The sequence below is a fragment of the Plesiomonas sp. ISS29 genome, from assembly GCF_056522795.1.
In genome coordinates, this window is the sequence record NZ_JAWRZQ010000001.1 from 299,518 (window position 1) to 321,969 (window position 22,452).

The following is a 22,452-nucleotide window of genomic DNA, read 5'->3' on the forward strand; positions in this document are numbered from 1 at the left end:
TTCATCACAGCCATGCCGCGGGGTTTCGCGGTGGCAATAAAAAACCCGCTCATGGCATAACATGGCGGGTTTTAACAGCAACAGGTGCTAGTGTCGGCAGATTACATCCAGTTATTATTACGAATAACCCCAACCGCCAGCCCTTCAATGGTGAGTGATTGGCTGCGCAGATCAATCACTATCGGCGAAAACTCTTCATTTTCCGCATGCAAGAATACCTGATTACCGCGGCGCTCAAGGCGCTTTACAGTTACATCATCATCAACCCGAGCCACCACAACCTGCCCGTTGCGTACCTCTTGGGTTTTATGCACTGCCAGCAGATCACCATCAATAATACCGATATTTTTCATCGACATGCCATTAACCCGCAACAGGAAATCGGCACTCGGCTTAAACAGAGTTGGGTCAACCTGATAGTGCCCTTCAACATGCTGCTGCGCTAAAATAGGCTCTCCGGCAGCTACGCGGCCAATCAGTGGCAAGCCATCATTGGCGGCCTCTTCCGGCTCAACTTCCGCCAGCAAACGAATACCACGTGACGCACCGGCAACAATTTCGATCGCGCCTTTACGTGCCAACGCTTTCAGATGCTCTTCTGCAGCATTCGGTGAACGAAAACCGAGATCACGGGCAATTTCAGCACGGGTTGGCGGCATTCCGGTTTGCACGATGTGATCACGGATCAGATTGTAAACCTGTTGCTGTCTTTCGGTCAGTGGCTTCATCGTCTTATCCTGTTTTTTTATACAGCTATACTGGCAGTATATACAGGAGTTATCGCATTGAACACCCCGTAATCACTATGGCCAGAGAATAATTCCCCAGACCAGTGGTACAAGTGCCAACGCCACAAAAACCGCCGCCGACCCCATATCTTTCGCGCGGCCGGCTAACTCATGGTATTCACTACCAATACGGTCAACTACCGCCTCCACGGCACTGTTGAGCAGCTCGGTAATCAGCACCAATCCGATCACCATAATCATCAACACACGCTCAACGGCCGTAACATCAAAATAGAACGCTAGCGGAAGCATCACCAGTGTTAAAACTAGCTCTTGGCGGAATGCAGCTTCATACCGAAATGCGTGCTGAAAGCCTTGCCATGAGTAGATTGCGGCTTTATATACGCGGGTAAATCCGGTGTTTTTTTGCATGTTACTTCCTCGTTGTTTACATAATCTATGAAGCTGTACGGCCAAACGTTACTATGACTGTGCGGGTGAATCTGATCTTACCAGTTATTTCTGCTATTCTTGCCCGGTTTTGTTGGATGTTGAGGCCCCACACCATGTCTGGTTGGAAGCATATTTATCACAAATTTTTAGATCTGCCGCTGACATTGCTGGTTCGTAGCAAACTGATCCCCGCAGATCCAATTCGCGAGCTGAACATTGATCCGGCACGCCCGATCCTGTACGTCTTGCCTTATCAGTCAGAGACTGACCTATTAACACTGCGCCGCTACTGTTTAGCGCAGCATTTGCCTGATCCGCTGGCCAAGCTCAATATTCATGGCCGACAGTTGCCAAGCTACGTGTTTATTGATGAGCGCCCAACGGTGTTCAAAGACCGTGTGCCAAAGCCGGAGTCTATCACCCTTTTTCACGACTATCTGGATCTGCACCGCGAAGATGCGACGCTGGACGTACAGATGGTGCCCGTGACTGTGTTATGGGGTCGGGCACCCGGCCATGAAGGGCAATTGGTGTTACCCAAATTGCGCCTGCTCAACGGCATTCAAAAGTTGATGGCCGTACTCTGGCTGGGCCGCGACAGTTTTGTGCGCTTCTCTAACTGTGTATCGCTACGTTATATGGCCGATCAACACGGTACTGACCAGATTATCGCGCAAAAATTGGCGCGGGTGGCACGGATGCACTTTTCGCGTCAGCGTTTGGTCGCGGCAGGCCCGCGCCTGCCTGATCGTAAAGCGCTGTTTAACCAGCTGCTGCACTCAAAAGCAATTGAAAAAGCGGTAGCCGATGAAGTCACCGCCACCGGTGTATCTCCGGAAAAAGCGCGCCAAAAAGCCATTGGCATGATGGAAGAGATTGCGGCTAATTTTTCATATGAGCTGGTACGGATTGGTGATCGCTTTTTAGGCTGGTTGTGGAATCGGCTGTATCAGGGGATCAACGTGGGCCATGCCGAACGCGTACGCCAGCTGGCACAAGATGGCCACGAGATTGTGTATGTGCCTTGTCATCGCAGCCATATGGATTACCTGCTACTTTCGTACGTGCTCTATCATCAGGGGTTAGTGCCGCCGCATATTGCCGCCGGTATTAATTTAAACTTCTTTCCTGCTGGGCCAATCTTCCGTCGTGGCGGGGCGTTTTTTATCCGCCGCAGCTTTAAAGGCAATAAGCTGTACTCAACGGTATTTCGTGAATACATGGCCGAGCTGTTTACCCGCGGTTATTCGGTCGAGTATTTTATTGAAGGCGGGCGCTCACGCACCGGCCGTTTGCTTGATCCGAAAACCGGTACATTAAGTATGACCTTACAGGCGATGCTGCGCGGGTTACAACGCCCGATTTCAATTGTGCCGGTCTATATCGGCTATGAGCATGTCATGGAAGTTGGCACATACGCCAATGAACTGCGCGGGGCAGCCAAGCAAAAAGAGAGTGCAGGGCAAATTTTACGCACTCTGCGCAAGCTGCGCAATTTAGGTCAGGGCTATGTGAACTTCGGCGAGCCGATTCCGCTGGTGCCCTACCTGAACCAACATGTGCCCCAGTGGCGTGATGCGATAGATCCGATTGAGCCACAGCGCCCACAGTGGTTATCGCCCACCGTAAACGGTATCGCGCAGCAAATTATGGTACACATCAACAATGCGGCAGCAGCCAATGCGCTGAACCTGACGGCAACAGCGCTGCTCGCTTCCCGCCAGCGGGCACTGACGCGTGATCAATTGCTTGAGCAGCTTGATTGCTACCAGCAACTGCTGCAAAACGTACCCTATTCCGCTGACAGCACAGTACCAACCGATTCCGCCGCTACTCTGCTTGAGCATGTGATGACGCTCGATAAGCTGCAGGTCGAGAAAGATAGTCTGGGCGATATTATGTTGTTAGATCGCAAACAGGCGGTACTGATGACCTATTACCGCAACAACATTCAGCATATGCTGGCATTGCCTTCACTGATTGCCAGTGTGGTGATCTGCCAGCAGAGCATCAGTCTGGCGCAACTGCACACCACAGTGGCCGGTCTGTACCCGCTGATGCAAGCTGAGCTGTTTATGCGCTATACGCCTGAAGAGTTGGCGGGTGTTGTTGATCAACTGGTTGCAGAGTTGGCCCGTCAGGGGTTAATTGTGCAGCATGGTGAGCAGTTATTGCTAAACAATGACCGCATCCGCCCGCTGCAACTGCTGGCCGCTGGTGTGCGTGAAACGCTGCAACGCTACGCCATCACCTTAACACTGCTCAATACCGACACACCGATTAGCCGCGCAGAGCTGGAAAAAGAGAGCCAGATTATTGCGCAGCGCTTGTCGGTACTGCACGGGATCAATGCACCGGAGTTCTTTGATAAAGCAGTGTTTGCCTCTCTGGTCAGCACCCTACAAAGTGTCGGCTGTATTGATGAGAACGATAATGCGGTCACCGAAAAAGTGGTACAACTCAAAGCGCTACTCAGCCCGCAGTTATCACCCGAAATTCGCTTAACGATCTACAGCGCGCTACCCGCTCACCACGGTACACCGTTAGCAGAATAGTGTTGATAGAGATCGTAGAAATACACGAATAAAAAAATGCCCTGATAAGTGTCAGGGCATTTTTTTTATCCAAAAGGAAAGGATAACAACCGGTATAGCAACACAATAATCAATGCAGCAAATAGCTTCCCGCAATACCGATAAACAGCACCATTCCCACATAATTATTATTCAGAAATGCCTGAAAATAGGCGCTACGATCGCGCGCTTTCAATAGCTGTTGCTGGTAAATAAACAGCCCTGCGCTGAGCAAAATTGCACCGTAATAGAGCAGGCCAAGCTGACTCACCATACCCACTAACACCAGCAATACCAACGTCGCCAACTGCAACAGACCAATGATCAGGGTATCAAAACGGCCAAATAAAATGGCTGTCGATTTCACGCCAATCAGCAGATCGTCATCACGGTCAACCATCGCGTACTGGGTATCGTAGGCCACTGTCCAGCAGATATTGGCCAGTAGCAGTAACCAACAACTCGGCGGTAACACGTTAGTCTGAGCGGCGAATGCCATCGGAATTGACCAGCCAAACGCTACCCCCAATACCACTTGTGGCAGGTGGGTAAACCGCTTCATAAACGGGTAGATAAAGGCTAAGGCCAGAGCTGCCAGTGATAATAGAATCGTCAGGGAGTTGAGTGTCAGCACCAGCAGCAGGGCAACAAAAATCAGCCCGACAAACAGCCAGCGGGCCTCTTTAGGTTTAACCAGACCACTGGGCAGCGGGCGTGATGCCGTGCGCTTAACATGCCCGTCAACCTTACGATCAGCATAATCATTGATCACACAACCGGCCGCGCGCATCACTATCACCCCGAGCACAAAGACCAGCAAAATCGGCAGTGTGGGTTGCCCATCGGCTGCCAGCCACAGTGCCCACAAGGTTGGCCAGAGTAACAACAACGTGCCAATGGGGCGATCCATTCGCATCAGACGCCAGTAAGCGCTCAACTTCTCCCTAAACATGAGCCAAACTCCCTATCAATATACAGGCGCAAAAGGTAAAAAAACTTCGGTAACCAGCAGCGATTGTGCAGCCGTAACTAGCTGTGAACGGCGCGCCAGCAAAGGCTTATCATCGGCCAGATTCAGTGTCTGAGCCAGTGGTGGTGGCAAACAAAGGGTGGCTATCTCCAGCGCTTGCCGCTGCAAATTCGGATCAGCAAACAAGGTCTGGCCGATAGGCTCTGCCCCAATATCCGGCAGATGTTGCCACTGCTGTTGCAGCATCTGCTTAGGGATCAACGTGCGGGCAAAAATCCACGGCACACCATCGCAGTAGAGCAGTACATCACGCAGCCAGAGTGTTGCCGCATCATCAGCAATCTGTTGCATTACGCCTTGTTGCTGCACACTTTGCTGCGCCGGTTCTGGCGGCAACGCTGATGACAACACAGAGGGTTGCGATAAAGACGATGACGGTAAAGAAAGCCACTCGCAGGCCGCTAACTGGCTACGACTGACAAACCCTTCGTGGCCGACCCTAACGCGCAGCGTGCTACAAGATGCACGTAAACGCTCGGTCATCGAGCCAAGACTGCACAGCCATTCGGCCTGCAACGCCGTAAGTTTACAGGCGCTCGCGGGCTGCCAATGCGCATCTAAAGGCAGGATATCCCACCTCGGAGAAAAGTCAGTTTCAAGCACACTCATGATGATTTCGTAGGTACTATTTACCGTATTGCGGGCAGTAAAAGGCGATAATCCGATGATCAGCAAACATGTTTCCGTACTGCCTGCTGCATACCTAGGCCGCTGAACTGCCCCGTTAATTTTGTTCATTCTATCAGTTAACGGCCCAATTTCCGTTAACAGATTTACCCAGACAGGTCACGCTATGCTCAAATCTCTTTGCCGTGTTACTACCCTACTGCTGATTTTACTGCCACTGCCTGCTGCTTTTGCTCAGGATGGCAATGACAGTGCAAACACCACAGAAGCGGCCGTATCCCCCTACGAGTATTTACTATTGGGGGATGATATTGTGACAAATTACCAAACCAATGGCCGCCAGCTGGGGTTTTTACGGGTGAGCGTCAGCCTGATGGTGACCAATACCCCCCTGAAAGAGCAAATCGCGCAGCATGAGCCGCAAATAAGAGATGCATTGATCTGGATTTTAAGCGCGCAAAGTGAGCAGCAAGTTCGCTCACAGCAGCAGCGCGAGGCAATCCGCAAGCAATGCCTTGAGGCGGTAAATACCCTGCTGCAAAAAGAGTTGGGGCAAAAGCCGGTACTTGATGTGCTATTTACCACTTATATGTATCAGTAATTAGCTATTTGGGTGGGGAAACAGAGCAGAAAAAATCGAGTGGAAAAATAGTGTTATAAAAGGCAGCAAGGCTCAGCCAAATACTGACTGAGCCTTGCTGCATCCCCCTAAAATCGCCGAAAAGGGCGACTTGAGCGCATTATCTTGTTCAAGCTGTCATCATCGGCGCGTATTCAGCCGATACTGTTGAGCCAGCTAGATAGGCTGCCAGCTCAGCCTGCTCGCTGGCAGTCAAATACATGCCAAGTTTGGTGCGACGCCACAGGATATCCTCGGCGGTCAACGCCCATTCGTGGGTTTGCAGATAGTGCACTTCGGCCTGATAGCAGTCATGGCCAAAATGCTGCCCGAGCGCGGCCAGAGAGTTCGCTCCCGCTAAAATCACGCGGCTGCGGCTGCCGTAGGTATAGGCATAACGGCGCGCCATCGCCTCGGGTAACCACAGATACTGCTGCTGCAAATGCCGCGCATAGCTATCACGATCCATGCCAAAATCACCGCCCGGCAGCACACTTTGCGCTGTCCAGTCTGCGCCCATATTGGCAAAGTAGGGCTGCAATTTGTGCATCGCGGCCTGCCCGAGTTTGCGGTAGGTAGTCAGCTTACCGCCAAATATCGACAGCAACGGCGCGCTGCCCTGCTCATCAGAGAGCTCTAGCGTGTAATCCCGCGTAACTGCCTGTGCTGAGTCTGATTCATCATCACACAACGGGCGGACTCCCGAGTAAGTCCAGACCACATCATCACGTACCAGTTGATGCTTAAAATGCAGATTGTAGACCTTCAGCAGATAGTTGATCTCATCCTCATCAATGCTGACATCACGCGGTGAACCGTGGTATTCAACATCGGTTGTGCCGATAATCGAGAAATCCTGCATCCACGGGATCACAAACACAATCCGCTGATCTTCATTTTGCAGGATATACGCCTGTGGCTCACTGTGTACGCGCGGCACCACAATATGGCTGCCTTTAATCAGGCGGATACCGCGTGGTGAGGCCTCGTGCAGACTCTCATCAAAAAAGGTTTTCACCCACGGGCCGGCGGCATTGACCAGCGCGCGCGCATAATGGGTCTGGCGCTCACCGCTGATGCTGTGTTCGGTTTCTACCCGCCAAAGCGCGTTTTCGCGCATAGCCTGAATCACCTTGGTTCGGGTATGTACTGCACCGCCTTTTTCAACTACCTGCCCCGCATTCAATACCACTAAACGCGCATCATCTACCCAGCAATCTGAGTATTCAAATCCGCGCACCATTTGCGGTTTTAGTACTGAGTTTTCACCAAAACGTAAACCGCGACTTGCCGGCAAGGTAGTACGTTTACCCAGATGATCGTACAAAAACAGCCCGGCACGGATCATCCATGCGGGGCGCAAATGCGGGCGGTGTGGCAGGCGAAAGCGCATCGGAAAGGCGATATGCGGGGCCATTTTCAGCAGCACTTCTCGCTCGGCTAGCGCTTCACCCACCAGCCGAAATTCGTAATGTTCAAGATAACGCAAGCCACCATGAATAAGCTTTGAACTGGCTGATGAGGTGGCACTGGCCAAGTCATCGGCCTCAAACAATGCCACTGATAAACCACGTCCTGCTGCGTCAGCGGCAATGCCCGTGCCGTTGATGCCACCACCTACCACAATCAGATCTTTGATATCCATGCTCGCCCCGAAAATGTTCGTTATCAATCAAAAACGAGTGTAATCGAAAATAATGAAGCTATCCATCTCTTAACAAAAATAAAACATCCCTATAAATAATAGGGTTTTATGGGCAAAAAAAAGCGCCCGATATTCAAGCGCCTCTTTAGACGGTAATATTAGCCGAGCTCACCGGCAATCAACACAGCACCAAATTGACATCACTCGCTTCAATCACTTTCACCAACTGTGGTGGAGGTAGCTGATCGGTAAACAGGTAGTCGACCTTATCGATTCCCCCCAAATTCACCATGGCACTGCGGCCAAATTTGGAGTGGTCTGTCACTAAAATCACACAACGTGAGTTGGCGATAATCGCATTTTTGGTGCGCACTTCGTGATAATCAAACTCCAGCATTGAGCCATCAAGATCAACGCCGGAGATCCCCAAAATACCGAAATCGAGCCGAAACTGAGAGATAAAATCGAGCGTTGCCTCGCCGACAATACCGCCATCGCGGTTACGCACCTCACCACCGGCTAAAATAACGGTGAAATCCTCTTTAGTGGTCAGCAAAGTGGCCACATTTAAGTTATTGGTCACAATACGCAAATCACGGTGCGACAGCAGAGCGTGCGCTACCGCCTCCGGCGTGGTGCCGATATCAATAAACAGCGTTGCGCCATCGGGGATCAGTTCAGCGACCGACTGCGCAATACGCGCCTTTTCTGACGAGCACATGCCTTTGCGATCATGATAGGCGGTATTGACCGAGCTAGAGGGCAACGCTGCTCCACCATGATGTCGGCGGATCACATTGTCAGCAGCCAGATCATTGAGATCGCGCCGAATCGTTTGCGGGCTGACCGAAAAGTGCGCGACCAGATCTTCGGTACTCACGTAACCCTGCTCACGCACCAACTCGACTATCGCTTCATGCCTTAATGTCTGTTTCACGCTCTCTCCCGTTCTCTTATTTATCTTACTGATGCTTGTTGTTTTTATTAATCTTATTAGGAAGTCTGGCTGAAAGAAAAATACGCACCGTGCTGTTGCCAATCGCAGTGCTGCAAAAACAGCCTCAGCGTGGCGAGGTCTTCCCCTGTATTGTCAGACAGGGTCACCTTATCAACGCACGGCAGCGTGATCACCCAACGCTGATATTCCGGCATTAACAGTGGTAACTGCTGCAACAAATAACGGCCAACCCCACGCCGACGCGTTGCCGCGCGAACACACAAATCATGCAGTTCGGCGGTGCCAGGTTGCTGATCTGTATGTTGAGCATTTATCAACTCAAAAGCCGATAAATCAGGCAACGCACGCAATTTCACGCCTGCCAAAATGCGATCATTAAAACGCGCAATCAGCAGCCCGTTACCCGGCTGTATAGCTTGTTGCCACTCTCGGGTCTGATTGTGTGGCCAAAGTTTGGCTAAATCAGCCTGATCGGCAGATGTCAGTTCCGTTAACCGCTCAATAGTGAGTTTCATGCGATGCCTTCCCTATCCCAATCATCTGTTTTACTGTGGTTTTCTGTTGCTAGTTACCACACAAGCTTGCCGAGTTTACCGCAGTTATTAGCCACGGCGTGCCGATAAATTACCGCTTCTCGAAGGCAGATAACAGCTTGTCAAAGATTGTGGATTATCGTGCGTGCTACAACAAAGTTGAACGATGCATCTGTATTCACGCGGTTTGATATGCAATTGAGACAACACAGCTCAATTTAGCAACAGAAAAAACCGCATACCCGATTTTTTTGTTTCCGATAAATATACTGACTATTGGTCTCCTTACTGAAATTAAACTACCGTTTAAATGTCATATTCAGAGTAAAAAACCAGATTAATTGATTCAGTACAGACATATTGAAATCTTATGCTGTGTTAATGGTGGTTTTATGGAGAATAAATTCACTTGTTTCCTGATATAGAGTGATGTTAAAAGGTTGTTTAGTTAAGAATGTTATGGAATGGATGCAAGCAAGTTCGCAATTATGTGTGCAAGCACCACGCCCGACTCTCTTACCAACGTACCGAATGCTGTTCGACGATGCGTATGACCTTCTAGCCAACCAAGACAGGGATAATCATAATGGCGATGCTCACAGGGAAAAAAAGCCGATTGGCAATCGCGTTAGGCAGCGCACTGGTCTTACTTGGCCATGCTCAGGCAGCCGAGATAAAAATTGGGGTAGCAGGCCCACTTTCAGGGTCAGTGGCCCAGTACGGTGACATGCAATTTATCGGCACGCGTATTGCTGTTGAACAAATCAACCAAGCCGGCGGCATCAATGGCGACAAAATTGTGGCTATTGAATACGATGATGCCTGCGATCCAAAACAGGCGGTAGCTGTAGCAAACAAAGTGGTCAATGACGGCGTGAAATATGTTATCGGCCACCTCTGCTCTGCATCAACCCAGCCAGCCTCTGATGTGTATCAGGATGAGGGCGTGCTGATGATTACCCCAGCCTCAACCAGCCCGACGATTACCGAGCAAGGCTACAGCTTAGTGATGCGCACTATCGGTTTAGACTCCGATCAAGGGCCGACTGCCGCCAAATACATTATCAACAATGTCAAACCGCAGCGGGTAGCGGTGGTGCACGACAAGCAGCAATACGGTGAAGGCATCGCCTCAAGTGTAAAAAAATCACTCGAAGCGGCGGGTGTCAGTGTAGTGGCATTTGAAGGCATCACCTCGGGGGATAAAGATTTCTCGGCGCTGATCGCCAAACTGAAAAAAGATCAGGTCGATTTTGTCTACTACGGCGGCTATCACCCTGAATTGGGGCTGATCTTGCGTCAAGCGCGCTCGGCAGGCTTAAAAGCCACCTTTATGGGGCCGGAAGGGGTCGGTAACAAAGAGATCTCATCCATTGCCGGCTCAGCCTCTGAAGGCTTACTGGTCACACTGCCGAAAAAATATGATCAAGACCCGGCCAACCAACCGGTAGTCAACGCGCTGAAAGCGAAAAACCTCGACAGCACCGGCCCGTTTGTCTGGACCAGCTATGCTGCTACCCAAGCCATCGTGGAAGGGATCAAACGTGCAGGCAGTGATGATCCGGAAGCCATTGCCAAAGCACTGCGCGCTGCGCCGGTCAATACCGTGATGGGCCCGTTGCGCTGGAATGCCAAGGGGGATCTGGAAGGGTTTGAGTTCGGGGTGTTTGAGTGGCACGCCGACGGCTCTTCGAGTGTGAAATAAGTTTTCGGGCGGCAATAATACCCTGCCGCCCTTTCCCCCTATTGCTAGGCCCAACCGCACAGCACCACCATAAAGAATAAATATAAATATAAATATAAACCGGTCATTCACAAAAACCGGCCACCTGCACACAACGCAGAGCACATCAAAAGATAATGACCATTTTGGGGATGAGAAGGAATCTTGTATGCCCGAGCACTTTTTCTACTTTCTGCAACAACTGCTCAACGGACTAACTATCGGCAGCACCTATGCACTCATCGCCATCGGCTACACCATGGTGTACGGCATTATTGGTATGATCAACTTTGCCCACGGTGAGGTATACATGATCGGCAGCTATGTGGCGTTTTTAGCCATCGGCCTGCTGATGATGCTGGGTATCGATTCTAGCGTACTACTGATTGGCGGGGCATTTTTGGTGGCCATTGTGATCACCAGTGCCTATGGCTGGAGCATTGAACGGGTGGCCTATCGTCCGGTACGCAGCTCAAAACGGCTGATTGCCCTGATCTCTGCCATCGGCATGTCAATTTTCTTGCAGAACTATGTGCGGCTGGCGCAAGGCTCGCGCGATCTGGCAATTCCCCATCTGGCCGAAGGAGGCTGGCGTTTCGGGCCAGCGGGTGAAACCTCGGTCAGCTATATGCAGGTCACCATCTGGGTTGTCACCTTTATTGCCATGCTGGTGCTGACACTGTTTATCCGCCACTCGCGGATGGGCCGTGCCTGTCGTGCCTGCGCGGAAGACATCAAAATGGCCAATCTGCTGGGAATTAATACCCATCAGGTGATCTCACTAACCTTTGTGATTGGTGCAGCCATGGCGGCAGTAGCCGGTGTATTGCTCGGCACTTACTACGGGGTAGTAAACCCGTATGTCGGCTTTATCGCTGGCCTGAAAGCCTTTACTGCCGCGGTACTCGGCGGCATCGGCAGTATTCCCGGTGCAATGCTTGGCGGGCTGTTACTCGGTATTGTTGAAGCGCTGACTGCCGGTTATATCAGCTCTGAGTACAAAGACATTATGTCGTTTGCCCTACTGATTGGCGTACTGCTGTTTATGCCAACGGGGATCTTAGGCCGGCCAGAGGTGGAAAAAGTATGAATAAGCAGAGCTTCACCCATGCGCTGTTTTGTGCCGGCATGTTAATCGTACTGACCTTTATGCTAATGGGATTACGCCTGACATCTGAAGGGGCAAAACTGGTTGTCAGCGGCGCGTCTGACGGGCATCTTGAGCTGATTTTTGGCGGCGCACTGCTGCTGTTTATGGTGCAATTACTGCGCCCTGCACTCACGCGTGCGGTGCTTGCTGTTACAGCACGCCTACCAGCACAAAATCTCTCGTCATCCACTCGGCTGGCCTTGCCACAACAGATGCAAACACCCGCTGCTAAACGAGCGGTAGCCACATTCGCTGTAGTTGCTGCACTGCTGTTTCCGTTCATCGCCTCACGCGGGGCGGTAGATATTGCCACCTTAACCCTGATTTATGTGATGCTCGGTCTGGGGCTGAATGTGGTGGTCGGGCTGGCGGGGCTGCTGGATCTGGGCTATGTCGGTTTTTATGCGGTTGGCGCGTACACCTACGCCCTGCTGAACAGCTATTTCGGGTTCAGTTTTTGGCAGGCGCTGCCGCTGGCGGGCATGATGGCCGGTCTGTTTGGTTTTCTGCTCGGCTTTCCGGTGCTGCGCCTGCGCGGTGACTATTTAGCGATTGTTACCTTAGGTTTTGGCGAGATTATCCGTATCTTACTGCTCAACCAAACCAGCCTGACCGGTGGGCCAAACGGCATCAGCCAGATCCCCAAGCCCACCCTGTTTGGCCTTGAGTTCAACCGCACCGTTAAAGAGGGCGGCTGGGATACGTTCCACCACTTTTTTGGCCTGCCATACAGCGGCGATAACAAAGTGATTTTCCTGTATCTGATGGCACTGGCGCTGGTCTTTATCACCCTGCTGGTGATCTACCGCCTCCTGCGGATGCCACTAGGCCGAGCGTGGGAAGCGCTGCGTGAAGATGAAATCGCCTGCCGCTCGCTCGGCCTGAACCCGACTATCATCAAACTCACCGCCTTTACCATCGGCGCAACTTTTGCCGGATTTGCCGGCAGCTTTTTCGCCGCACGACAGGGCTTTATCAGCCCCGAATCGTTCACCTTTATCGAGTCGGCCATTATTCTGGCGATTGTAGTGCTCGGCGGGATGGGGTCACAAGTGGGTATTATTTTGGCCGCTATCGTAATGACGGTTCTGCCCGAGCTGGCACGTGAGTTTAATGAGTACCGGATGCTGCTGTTCGGGCTGATGATGGTTCTCATGATGCTATGGCGGCCACAAGGTCTGCTGCCGATGCAACGCCCACACCTGATACTGAAAACACCGGCAGACAAACAGACAGCCAAACACGCCTCTCACCGCACGCCGTCAGCAGCAGCTACGGAGTTGGGCCAATGAATGAACGCACAATCAATCAGCAACATTACCTACGGAGGCCGCCATGTCTGTACTACTACAAGTAAGCAATCTGACGATGCGCTTTGGCGGCCTACTGGCCGTCAACAAGGTGGCATTAGCGGTCAATTCCGGTGAGATTATCTCGGTGATCGGCCCCAACGGGGCGGGAAAAACCACCGTATTCAACTGCCTGACCGGATTTTACCGCCCGAGCGGCGGGCAAATTCTGTTTCAAGGAAAACCAACGCAACATCTGGCCGGTCATCAGATTGCTCGTTTGGGTATCGTTCGCACTTTCCAGCATGTGCGGCTGTTTAAAGAGATGACAGCGGTCGAAAATCTACTGGTTGCCCAGCACCGTCATTTGAATACCAATTTGTTCTCCGGTTTGCTGAAAACCGCCCATTTTCGTCAAGCTGAAGCGCGGGCGCTTGAGCAGGCGGCCTACTGGCTGGAAAAAATCGGCTTGTCAGCACATGCCAACCGTACCGCCGGAAATCTGGCTTACGGACAGCAACGCCTGCTGGAAATTGCCCGCTGTATGGTGACGCAGCCAAAAATTCTGATGCTCGATGAACCGGCAGCCGGCCTGAACCCGAAAGAGACCGAGGCCCTCAACAACCTGATTATGGACTTGCGCGCCAACTACGGCGTTTCGGTACTGCTAATTGAGCATGATATGAAGCTGGTGATGGGCATCTCTGATCGCATTTACGTGGTCAATCAAGGCACGCCACTGGCCAGCGGTACACCCGATCAGATCCGCCAGCACCCTGATGTTATTCGTGCCTATCTCGGTGAGGCATAAGGATCTGTTTTCACTCTATTGGTGGTAAGTAGGTAAGTGGGTATAAAGTGAGTGGGAAGCACGCACGATATGGCTCTGCATCCCCCAAATAAGCTTTATCAAGTTTACGGTTTATAACATTGTAAGCTGCTAAAGAGTCATCTCAGGAAACAGTCAAAATAAGAACGAAAACAGGGAGGTTGTATGCTTGAGCTGCACAATGTCTGCGCCCACTACGGTAAAATTCAGGCGCTACACAATATCAATATGCAAATTGGTCAGGGTGAAATTGTCAGCTTAATTGGTGCCAATGGTGCGGGGAAAACCACCTTACTGGGGGCGATTTGTGGTGATCCACAAGCCAGCAGCGGGCAAATTATTCTGAACGGGCACGATATTACCCACCTGCCAACAGCACAAATTATGCGTAAAGAGGTCGCCATTGTACCGGAAGGGCGACGGGTTTTTTCGCGCCTGACGGTTGAAGAGAACCTTGCGATGGGCGGGTTTTTCACCGAGAAAGCCGAATACCAGCGGATCATGGCACATGTCTACGCGCTGTTTCCTCGCCTGTCAGAGCGCAAAACCCAGCGTGCGGGGACGATGTCGGGCGGAGAGCAGCAGATGCTGGCGATTGGCCGCGCGCTGATGTCGCGCCCGCGCCTGCTATTTTTAGATGAGCCTTCACTCGGCCTTGCCCCGATCATCATCCAGCAAATTTTTAGCATTATTGCCCAGCTGCGTGATGAAGGGATGACCATTTTTCTGGTTGAGCAAAATGCGCATCAGGCTCTTAAGCTGTCAGATCGCGGTTATGTTCTGGAAAACGGTCATCTGGTGCTGGCCGGCAGCGGCGCTGATCTGCTGGCAAATCCGGCGGTGTGTGAGGCGTATTTGGGCGCTTAACGTGGCTCTTGATCGCCGCTCACAGCGGTATCCGTATCAGAACGATGACGGTTTAAGTGAGCAAAAGTGTACTCTTTGTAGCTTAAAAATAGCATCAATGCACAGGGCAGGATCAGTGCTAAAAACTGGTCCTGTTCAAAGCTATAAACGGCGACCGCAATGCCCACAACAAAACTGACTACCGACCAGAACAGGCTCACCAGCAATTTTCGCTCAGCGGCGCGCAGATCATCAGGCTGCTCAGCACGATCAGCAATATACTCGGTCAGGCGGATCGTCAACTGAATCAGGTTGCCGGTTGCGGTAGCCGTACCAATACGATTACGCAGCAGCAAGCGTGAAATGGCGGCATGAATACCCATGGCTACCACCCCGCACAGCGCAGTCAGCCCCAGAAAAAACTCGTTGAGCATGCCCGAGGCATCAAGACGGCTGCCAAATGCCATACAAAGCAGCAACAGCACACTCTCGGCCACATACCAGCGCGCTTTATAGAAAATACTGTGGCGGCTGTTACGGGTAAAACTGTACGCCACCAGCGCCATCGCAAAAATAAAGAAAGCTACGCTAAGCAGCGCAAACGTCAAGGTGATCGGCGCAGCAGAGCCGGCCACAATCAGGTTTTGGATGATGCTGGACATAAACAGACCGCCCAACCCCAGAAAACCTATTGTATCAATAAAACCACCAACCCATGACAGCACCACAGGTTCTAACAAAAAGGGCTCTTTATGGGGGAAATCCATAGAAGTACCTCAATACTCCACATCATCCCGCGGTCTGGATATCACGGTGATGTTATCTACAATACAGAAAGGAAAATAAGCTACCGATAGTATAAAACCGCGCTTTATCACTATCATTGCAGCACGGCAAGGCATCAAACAACTGCGTATATTCAGGCTATCTGCTCGGATAACCATAAACAGTGACTACAGTACCGTTTTTCATATGTGTAGGGGTTAAAACTTGTAATCAAACATGAGAGCCCGCACTGTTTGTCGGGTCTGTTTTTATCTCTTATCCGGTACAATTACCACTTTCCCGCTATCAGGTGTTTAACTCATGGAACAGTTTCAATTTATCTCGGTCAGTGATGCCAAAGCCAAACTCGATCACGGAAAAGCCGTACTGGTTGATATCCGTGATCCACAAAGTTTTCAGGCTAGCCATGCCGCAAATGCCTTTCATCTGACCAATCAGTCACTGGTGGAATTTATGCAGCAGACCGATTTTTCCACGCCAGTGATTGTGATCTGTTATCACGGCAACAGCAGTCAGGGCGCAGCCCAGTACCTGATTAATCAGGGGTTCGATGAAGTGTACAGCCTGAATGGCGGCTTTGAGGCGTGGCAACGTGCGTACCCTGCCGTTGATGAGTCGTCATGAAAAATACGCTGTAGCGGAAAACCGGCAGTAATCACCGCGGGCAGTAGCCGGGTAAACAATGGCAGGGTAAAGTAGTCACCAATATCACGACAACTTTTGTGAGAACCCGCCATGTTGCGTTTGATAAGCCTACCCAACCCGCGCCTTGCGCAAGCCTATATCGATTATATGGCGACCCGACAGGTCGCAGTCAGTATGCAGCCCGAGGCTGACGGCTATGTACTCTATTTGCATGATGAACAGCACACTGAGTTCGCCCAGCAGGCGCTGGCTGATTTTTTACAGCACCCTGATGCCGCCAAATATCAAGATGCCAGTTGGCAGCGGGCAGATACTGCGACAGCCAAACAGTTTCAGTACGGCCATTTTTCCTATTTGCAGGCACTGAAAGTTGGCGCAGGCCCGTTTACACTGGCGATCATGGCGGTCTGTGTGCTGGTCTATGTATTAAGCCTGTTTGTTGGTGAGACCGCGCTGTTTAGCTGGCTGGGTTTTCCGCAAAACGCAGAGCAGAGCTGGCAATTGTGGCGGCTGTTTTCCCACGCCTTTTTGCATTTCTCGATTTTACACATCAGCTTTAACCTGCTCTGGTGGTGGGATCTGGGCGGGCCATTAGAGAAAAAACTCGGCTCACCAAAACTGATCCAACTGTTTTTATTCTCGGCACTGTTTTCTGGGATCGGACAGGCATGGGTGAGCGGTATTTATTTCGGCGGGTTATCTGGCGTAGTGTATGCGTTGGTGGGATATTTACTGATCTGTGGCGAGCGCGCACCCGAGCGTGGTATCGCGATCCCCCGACCATTAGCGGCTTTTATGCTGGTCTGGCTGGTATTTGGTTGGTTTGACTTATTTGGTTTATCAATAGCCAATACCGCACATCTAATCGGCCTCATCACCGGTGCGCTGCTGGCTCTGTGGGATACGCGTAACGCCCAATCGGCCACACACCACTAAGTTACTCTGCGCTAAGTTACTCTGCGCTAAGTTGCTCTGTACTAAGTTGCTCTGCGACAAATACAACACAGGCGCACCCACACGTTTTTATGTGGTGTGCGCCTGTGCACTACGGGGTTAGCTTAACCCTAACCGTGCTGTTCTTTTTTACGCTTCAACCTCAATCGCCCCTTTGAGCTTTTTCAGCGCATTTTTTTCTAACTGGCGGATGCGCTCGGCTGAAACCTGATAGTGATCAGCCAGCTCTTGCAGGGTGGCTTTCGGCTCATCAAGCCAGCGGGCGCGCACAATATGCTGGCTGCGCTCATCAAGCATATTCATAGCTTCTGACAGCTGATCTGCCGCATGAGATTCCCAGTTATCCTCTTCAATGCCATTGGCAAAATCAGACGATTTATCTTCTAAAAACAGTACCGGTGCTTGCGGTGTTTCACGTGCTTCATCTTCCGGCCCTAAATCAAATGCCATATCCTGCGCCGACATGCGGGATTCCATTTCACGGACATCCTCAGCACTCACACCCAGCTCTTTGGCCACCATATCCACTTCATCAAGGTTGAACCAACCTAAACGCTGTTTGGTTTTGCGCAAATTAAAGAATAGCTTACGCTGCGCTTTGGTGGTGGCTACTTTCACGATCCGCCAGTTGCGCAGCACATATTCGTGAATTTCGGCTTTGATCCAGTGCACGGCAAACGAAACCAAGCGTACGCCCACTTCTGGATTAAAACGGCGCACCGCTTTCATCAGGCCAATGTTACCCTCTTGGATCAAATCGGCCTGCGGTAAACCGTATCCGGCATAGTTACGCGCAACATGAATCACAAAGCGCAGATGTGACAAAATCAGCCGTTTAGCTGCATGAATATCACCATGATAATGCAACCGCTCGGCCAGCTCTTTCTCTTCCTCTGCAGTTAGCATTGGGAAAGCATTAGCATTACGGATATAACTTTCCAGACTGCCCTGCGGCACTAAGAAAGTCATGGATTGCATATCTTGTTGCGTCATTAAATCCTCACGTTTTGGTCGTATATCGAAAAAACAGGAGTAACAAAACTGTGGCTAATCTAGCCCAATTTCCTTCAGGGGAAAAGGGCGAATATTAACCAATTGTATCAGGTATGTCTGGGTGATACCGCACAAAATCAGGTAAAGAGCACGATATCAATACGATACCACTTTATTGACTGCCACTGCGCGCAATAGTTCAGTGACAAGCGCACACATAAATCCACATTATGTCTTAATTTATATCGGGTTTATGGAGGAGTTATATTTTATTTATATGAAATAAAAAGAGTAACTCTCACATAAAATAACTATCGCCCTACGTAACAAATAATGTGCTGCAACAGATAATGTACTGCGTATTTTAGCCGACATATTGGCTTAATCTATCTACCCAATCTATTTACCCATGTAGTTACTGTATTCAGTAACTACATGGGTATTGGTTCACTAAAATAGCTTGCCTAATATAGGTTCAGGGATATAAACCAAACAGATTGGCTAAATAAGGCCGAACGGGAAAATACCGCTGGCCATTATCAATAACTCTTTTTATCGCTACAGCAGCACACTCTCAGTGCTATATCACCGCTCCATTAATGCAATGGAGCAGATGCAGATAATTTAATAAAATAGCGAGTGTAATAAAATAGATATCAGCACAAATTAATGGGGCAGAAAATCACGCAAATGACGCGCCGTTGCCAGCCATGCGGCACTCCAGCCAATCATGGTGGAAACTATTAACAGAATCAGCACTTCATCCGTCCTAAAACCATGCAAGGTAAACTGCGTGCCAAACACCTGCATGACCGAATTGACCTGAATTTGCAATCGCCATTCGATAACGGCATTCAGCAGCCATGCCAGCAGGCCACCTGACAGCCCCAGCAGTGCGCCGCCATACAAAAACGGACGCAGGATAAAGCCATCTGTTGCACCAATCAGCTTCATCACCTCAATGCTGTCACGGCGGTTAAAGATATTCAGCCGCACGCTGTTGCCGATAATCAGGAATACCGCGCACAACATCAAGATCGCTAGGATAAGGGCGACCTGTGCCACAAGTTCGGTCAATGCCGTCAACCGGTCAAGCCAGGTATTATCCAGTTTGGCCTCGCTAACCCCCTTCTCCGCAGCCAACACATCGCGCAAGCCGGCCAGTGCTGTGCCGTGTGAAAACTCCCCCTGTGGGCGGACAATGATCACAGCCGGCAGCGGGTTATCGTTTAGCATATCGAGTGCATCACTAAAGCCTGACCACTGGCGAAACTCGTTCAAGCTGTCGCTCCGCGAAAGGTAGGTCAACTTGCTGGCTCCCGGGATGGCGCGAATCGAATCGGCCACTGCCTGTGCTTGCGGGTCAGTCAGTGATTTTTGCAGATACACGGTAATTTCCGGCTCGGGATACCACTGGTCAGCCGCTAATGAGGCATTCTTCCAGCCCAGATAACACACCCCCGGCAGGGTCAATGCGATGGCGATAACAACCACGGTCAGCAGCGTGGCTACCGGCTGCAACAACATATCTTGCAAGCAGTTGTGCCATGCATGCCGCCACTGCTCACGTAATCCGCCGCGGGCACGGGTAGCACGCAGTTTCTCCGGACGGCTCTTTTTACTTGCGCCTTTAGCCACGGTCAGACTCCTTTCTGTGTGCGCTGATCCGCCCCTGCTCAAGGGTCAGTACCGGATATGACTTACTGGCGATCAGTTGGGTATCGTGTGTGGCCATCAATACGGTGACACCCACACGGTTAAACTCTTCAAACAGGCGTAAAATGCTGCCCGACAGCGCATCATCAAGATTACCGGTTGGTTCATCGGCCAGCAGCAGTGCCGGTTTGTTCACCACCGCACGAGCAATGCCCACCCGCTGCTGCTCGCCACCGGAAAGCTGAACGGGCAGGCAGCGGGCTTTATCCAGTAGCCCGACTTTATCAAGTGCCGCGCTGACGCGGCGCTTAATGTCATCGGCGGTGTTACCGGTGATCACCAGCGGTAACGCCACGTTTTCGTACACAGTGCGATCCATCAATAAGCGGTGATCTTGAAAAATCATCCCGATATGGCGGCGTAAAAACGGCACTTCACGGGTTTTTAGCCGTGAGATATCGTGCCCGTCAAACCAGATCTGGCCATCACTTGGCCGCTCAATCCCGCAGATCAGCTTTAATAACGTACTTTTCCCCGCCCCTGAATGGCCGGTTAGAAAGGCCATTTCGCCGGCATGCAGGTGAAAAGAGACCCCCTGCAATGCCTGACGGCCGCCCAGATAGGCTTTGCTGACCTGCTGGAAACGGATCATTTTTTACTCCTCACGGGCAAAAAGTGCCTCAATAAAGTCTTTGGCGTGGAACGGGCGCAAATCGTCAATCCCCTCTCCGACACCGATATAACGAATCGGAATGCTAAACTGATCAGCAATGGCAAAGATCACGCCGCCTTTGGCTGTACCGTCGAGTTTAGTCAGTGTAATACCGGTCAGCCCGACCGCTTCCTGAAACAGCTTGGCCTGGCTGATGGCATTCTGGCCAGTACCGGCATCGAGTGTCAGCATAATTTCGTGCGGGGCATTCTCATCAATCTTTTTCATCACCCGTACGATTTTCTTCAACTCTTCCATTAGGTGGCTCTTGTTTTGCAAACGCCCTGCGGTGTCGGCAATCAGTACATCCACTTTGCGGGCTTTGGCCGCCTGAATGGCGTCATAAATCACCGAGGCAGAATCCGCACCGGTATGCTGGGCAATCACCGGAATTTTGTTGCGCTGACCCCAAACCTGTAGCTGCTCTACGGCGGCGGCACGGAAGGTATCGCCGGCAGCCAGCATTACACTTTTGCCTTCAGCTTGGAACTGGCGCGCCAATTTACCGATGGTCGTGGTTTTACCCACACCGTTAACACCGACCATTAAAATGACATACGGGCTTTGACCTTCCACATTCAGCGGCGCTTCAACCGGTGTGAGGATCTCGGCCATCTCTTCTTTCAAAAGACCGTACAGCGCTTCAGCATCACGAAGCTGCTTACGGCTGGCGTGCTGGGTCAGTTTATCGATGATTTTACTGGTGGTGTTAACACCGACATCGGCAATCAGCAGTTGCTCTTCTAGCTCTTCAAACAGCTCATCATCAATTTTCTTGCCACGAAACAGGCTGAAAAATCCGGTACCAATATTCTGTTTGGTTTTCAGAAGGCTGCGCTTTAAGCGGGCAAAGAACCCCTCTTTCGTCGGGCGATCTTGTACTTCCGGCTGAATGTCATCCTCGTTGAGCGGCTCTTCATCCAACGTTTCAGCGATAACAGAGTTAGCAGTCTCGATAACCTCAGTCTCAATAATCTCGACGACCTCGGCGCTCTCTTCGACCACAATCTGCGCCTGTGGTTCAGAGGCAAGCTCAGAAGCCAGCGCAGCAACAGGTTCTGCATCCTGCAGACATTCCGGTTTTTGTTCTTGTTCTGGCTCGGATTCTTGTTTCTGCTCTGCTGTTAGCTCACGTTCTGGCGCTACGGTTGGTGCACCCGCTAAAACAGGTTCAGCCATTTCAGCAATCGGCTCAGGTTCAACAGCAACCAGCTCAGGCTCAATAGCAGCAATCTCTGCAATATGTTCCACAAGAGGTTCAGCAACAGGCTCTGCATCCTGCAGATATTCTGTTTTTTGTTCTTGTTCCGGCTCGGATTCTTGTTCTGGCTCTGCTGCTAGCTCACGTTCTGGCTCTGAAGTTGGAACAAGCACTAAAACAGGTTCAGCAATTTCAGCCACTGGCTCAGGCTCAGGCTCAGGCTCAGGTTCAACAGCCGTAATCTCTTCGACGTGTTCAATAGGCAGCTCGGCGGCTATTTCCGGCGCAGGGGTATGAGGCTCATCGGCAGGTACAACTGCCGATGGGGAGATTGCATCAATAACCGGTGTGATATCTGTATTTGTCTCGGTATGGCTGGTATCTACCTGCGGCGTTTCTGCTTCAACAGAAGGCACTTCAGGCTCGGCTTCTTTGCGCCCTAACCCCAACCAAGACCAAAATCCACGTTTCTTTTCTTTAGTCATTTCGCAATACGACCCTG

Annotated in this window: 21 protein-coding genes; 9 read left to right on the top strand and 12 right to left on the bottom strand. The window is 51.1% G+C overall.

Going from position 1 to position 22,452, the window contains the following annotated elements; translation table 11 throughout:
* Positions 1 to 101 precede the first annotated feature (101 nt).
* Both lexA and AC1HDJ_RS01320 read right to left on the bottom strand, forming a co-directional pair.
* Positions 102 to 728: a transcriptional repressor LexA gene (gene lexA / locus AC1HDJ_RS01315; protein WP_438623812.1), complete on the bottom strand. Its 627-nt coding sequence runs from the start codon at positions 726 to 728 to the stop codon at positions 102 to 104.
* 75 nt (positions 729 to 803) lie between these two features.
* Positions 804 to 1,160: a diacylglycerol kinase gene (locus tag AC1HDJ_RS01320; protein ID WP_479536622.1), complete on the bottom strand. Its 357-nt coding sequence runs from the start codon at positions 1,158 to 1,160 to the stop codon at positions 804 to 806.
* Between the two features lie 134 nt (positions 1,161 to 1,294).
* Here AC1HDJ_RS01320 and plsB point away from each other — a divergent pair, with 134 nt between their 5' ends.
* Positions 1,295 to 3,736 carry a glycerol-3-phosphate 1-O-acyltransferase PlsB gene (gene plsB / locus AC1HDJ_RS01325; protein WP_479536624.1) on the top strand — a complete coding sequence of 814 codons (2,442 nt, stop codon included), beginning with the start codon at positions 1,295 to 1,297 and terminating at the stop codon, positions 3,734 to 3,736.
* 109 nt (positions 3,737 to 3,845) lie between these two features.
* On the opposite strand, the gene ubiA is transcribed toward plsB, so the two are convergent.
* Both ubiA and AC1HDJ_RS01335 read right to left on the bottom strand, forming a co-directional pair.
* Positions 3,846 to 4,706, bottom strand: a complete 861-nt coding sequence (gene ubiA / locus AC1HDJ_RS01330) for a 4-hydroxybenzoate octaprenyltransferase (protein ID WP_479536626.1) — start codon at positions 4,704 to 4,706, stop codon at positions 3,846 to 3,848.
* A gap of 15 nt (positions 4,707 to 4,721) precedes the next feature.
* Positions 4,722 to 5,459: a chorismate--pyruvate lyase family protein gene (locus tag AC1HDJ_RS01335; protein WP_479536628.1), complete on the bottom strand. Its 738-nt coding sequence runs from the start codon at positions 5,457 to 5,459 to the stop codon at positions 4,722 to 4,724.
* Positions 5,460 to 5,577: 118 nt separating this feature from the next.
* On the opposite strand from AC1HDJ_RS01335, the gene AC1HDJ_RS01340 reads away from it, so the two are divergent.
* Positions 5,578 to 6,012, top strand: coding sequence for a flagellar basal body-associated FliL family protein (locus AC1HDJ_RS01340; RefSeq protein WP_479536630.1), 435 nt, complete (start codon positions 5,578 to 5,580; stop codon positions 6,010 to 6,012).
* Between the two features lie 148 nt (positions 6,013 to 6,160).
* Here the strand turns inward: AC1HDJ_RS01340 and glpD are convergent, their stop codons facing one another.
* From glpD to panM, 3 genes are all read right to left on the bottom strand, one after another.
* Positions 6,161 to 7,675, bottom strand: a complete 1,515-nt coding sequence (glpD, locus tag AC1HDJ_RS01345) for a glycerol-3-phosphate dehydrogenase (RefSeq protein WP_479536633.1) — start codon at positions 7,673 to 7,675, stop codon at positions 6,161 to 6,163.
* Between the two features lie 178 nt (positions 7,676 to 7,853).
* Entirely contained in the window at positions 7,854 to 8,612 is a 759-nt protein-coding gene (locus AC1HDJ_RS01350) for a DeoR/GlpR family transcriptional regulator (RefSeq protein WP_438623819.1), read from the bottom strand.
* A gap of 56 nt (positions 8,613 to 8,668) precedes the next feature.
* On the bottom strand, positions 8,669 to 9,148 hold the full coding sequence (gene panM, locus AC1HDJ_RS01355) for an aspartate 1-decarboxylase autocleavage activator PanM (protein ID WP_479536635.1): 480 nt from the start codon (positions 9,146 to 9,148) through the stop codon (positions 8,669 to 8,671).
* A gap of 610 nt (positions 9,149 to 9,758) precedes the next feature.
* Here panM and AC1HDJ_RS01360 point away from each other — a divergent pair.
* The 5 genes from AC1HDJ_RS01360 to AC1HDJ_RS01380 all read left to right on the top strand — a co-directional run bounded on the left by AC1HDJ_RS01360 (position 9,759) and on the right by AC1HDJ_RS01380 (position 15,024).
* A complete protein-coding gene (locus AC1HDJ_RS01360; protein WP_479537188.1) occupies positions 9,759 to 10,871 on the top strand; it encodes a branched-chain amino acid ABC transporter substrate-binding protein in 1,113 nt (370 codons plus the stop codon).
* Between the two features lie 187 nt (positions 10,872 to 11,058).
* Positions 11,059 to 11,979: a high-affinity branched-chain amino acid ABC transporter permease LivH gene (gene livH, locus AC1HDJ_RS01365; RefSeq protein WP_479536638.1), complete on the top strand. Its 921-nt coding sequence runs from the start codon at positions 11,059 to 11,061 to the stop codon at positions 11,977 to 11,979.
* Positions 11,976 to 13,331, top strand: coding sequence for a high-affinity branched-chain amino acid ABC transporter permease LivM (locus AC1HDJ_RS01370; protein ID WP_479536640.1), 1,356 nt, complete (start codon positions 11,976 to 11,978; stop codon positions 13,329 to 13,331). The genes livH and AC1HDJ_RS01370 overlap by 4 nt, the downstream gene beginning before the upstream one ends.
* A 43-nt stretch (positions 13,332 to 13,374) precedes the next feature.
* The gene (livG, locus tag AC1HDJ_RS01375; RefSeq protein ID WP_479536642.1) at positions 13,375 to 14,139 is read left to right on the top strand and encodes a high-affinity branched-chain amino acid ABC transporter ATP-binding protein LivG; all 765 of its coding nucleotides are present in this window, start codon (positions 13,375 to 13,377) and stop codon (positions 14,137 to 14,139) included.
* A gap of 183 nt (positions 14,140 to 14,322) precedes the next feature.
* Entirely contained in the window at positions 14,323 to 15,024 is a 702-nt protein-coding gene (locus AC1HDJ_RS01380) for an ATP-binding cassette domain-containing protein (RefSeq protein ID WP_479536644.1), read from the top strand.
* Here the strand turns inward: AC1HDJ_RS01380 and AC1HDJ_RS01385 are convergent.
* On the bottom strand, positions 15,021 to 15,770 hold the full coding sequence (locus tag AC1HDJ_RS01385; protein ID WP_479536646.1) for a YoaK family protein: 750 nt from the start codon (positions 15,768 to 15,770) through the stop codon (positions 15,021 to 15,023). The two genes, AC1HDJ_RS01380 and AC1HDJ_RS01385, sit on opposite strands and share 4 nt — an antisense overlap.
* 319 nt (positions 15,771 to 16,089) lie before the next feature.
* Between AC1HDJ_RS01385 and glpE the strand changes: the two genes are divergently transcribed.
* Both glpE and glpG read left to right on the top strand, forming a co-directional pair.
* Positions 16,090 to 16,413 (top strand): thiosulfate sulfurtransferase GlpE, encoded by a 324-nt coding sequence (gene glpE, locus AC1HDJ_RS01390; RefSeq protein WP_479536648.1) that lies wholly within the window; start codon positions 16,090 to 16,092, stop codon positions 16,411 to 16,413.
* 111 nt (positions 16,414 to 16,524) lie between these two features.
* On the top strand, positions 16,525 to 17,370 hold the full coding sequence (gene glpG, locus AC1HDJ_RS01395; RefSeq protein WP_479536650.1) for a rhomboid family intramembrane serine protease GlpG: 846 nt from the start codon (positions 16,525 to 16,527) through the stop codon (positions 17,368 to 17,370).
* Between the two features lie 147 nt (positions 17,371 to 17,517).
* On the opposite strand, the gene rpoH is transcribed toward glpG, so the two are convergent.
* From rpoH to ftsY, 4 genes are all read right to left on the bottom strand, one after another.
* Entirely contained in the window at positions 17,518 to 18,366 is an 849-nt protein-coding gene (gene rpoH, locus AC1HDJ_RS01400) for an RNA polymerase sigma factor RpoH (RefSeq protein WP_479537716.1), read from the bottom strand.
* Between the two features lie 681 nt (positions 18,367 to 19,047).
* Positions 19,048 to 20,019 carry a permease-like cell division protein FtsX gene (ftsX, locus tag AC1HDJ_RS01405; RefSeq protein WP_479536652.1) on the bottom strand — a complete coding sequence of 324 codons (972 nt, stop codon included), beginning with the start codon at positions 20,017 to 20,019 and terminating at the stop codon, positions 19,048 to 19,050.
* Positions 20,012 to 20,689, bottom strand: coding sequence for a cell division ATP-binding protein FtsE (ftsE, locus tag AC1HDJ_RS01410; protein WP_438623828.1), 678 nt, complete (start codon positions 20,687 to 20,689; stop codon positions 20,012 to 20,014). Before ftsE ends, ftsX begins: the two co-directional genes overlap by 8 nt.
* 3 nt (positions 20,690 to 20,692) lie before the next feature.
* Positions 20,693 to 22,435, bottom strand: coding sequence for a signal recognition particle-docking protein FtsY (gene ftsY, locus AC1HDJ_RS01415; RefSeq protein ID WP_479536655.1), 1,743 nt, complete (start codon positions 22,433 to 22,435; stop codon positions 20,693 to 20,695).
* Between the last annotated feature and the right edge of the window lie 17 nt (positions 22,436 to 22,452).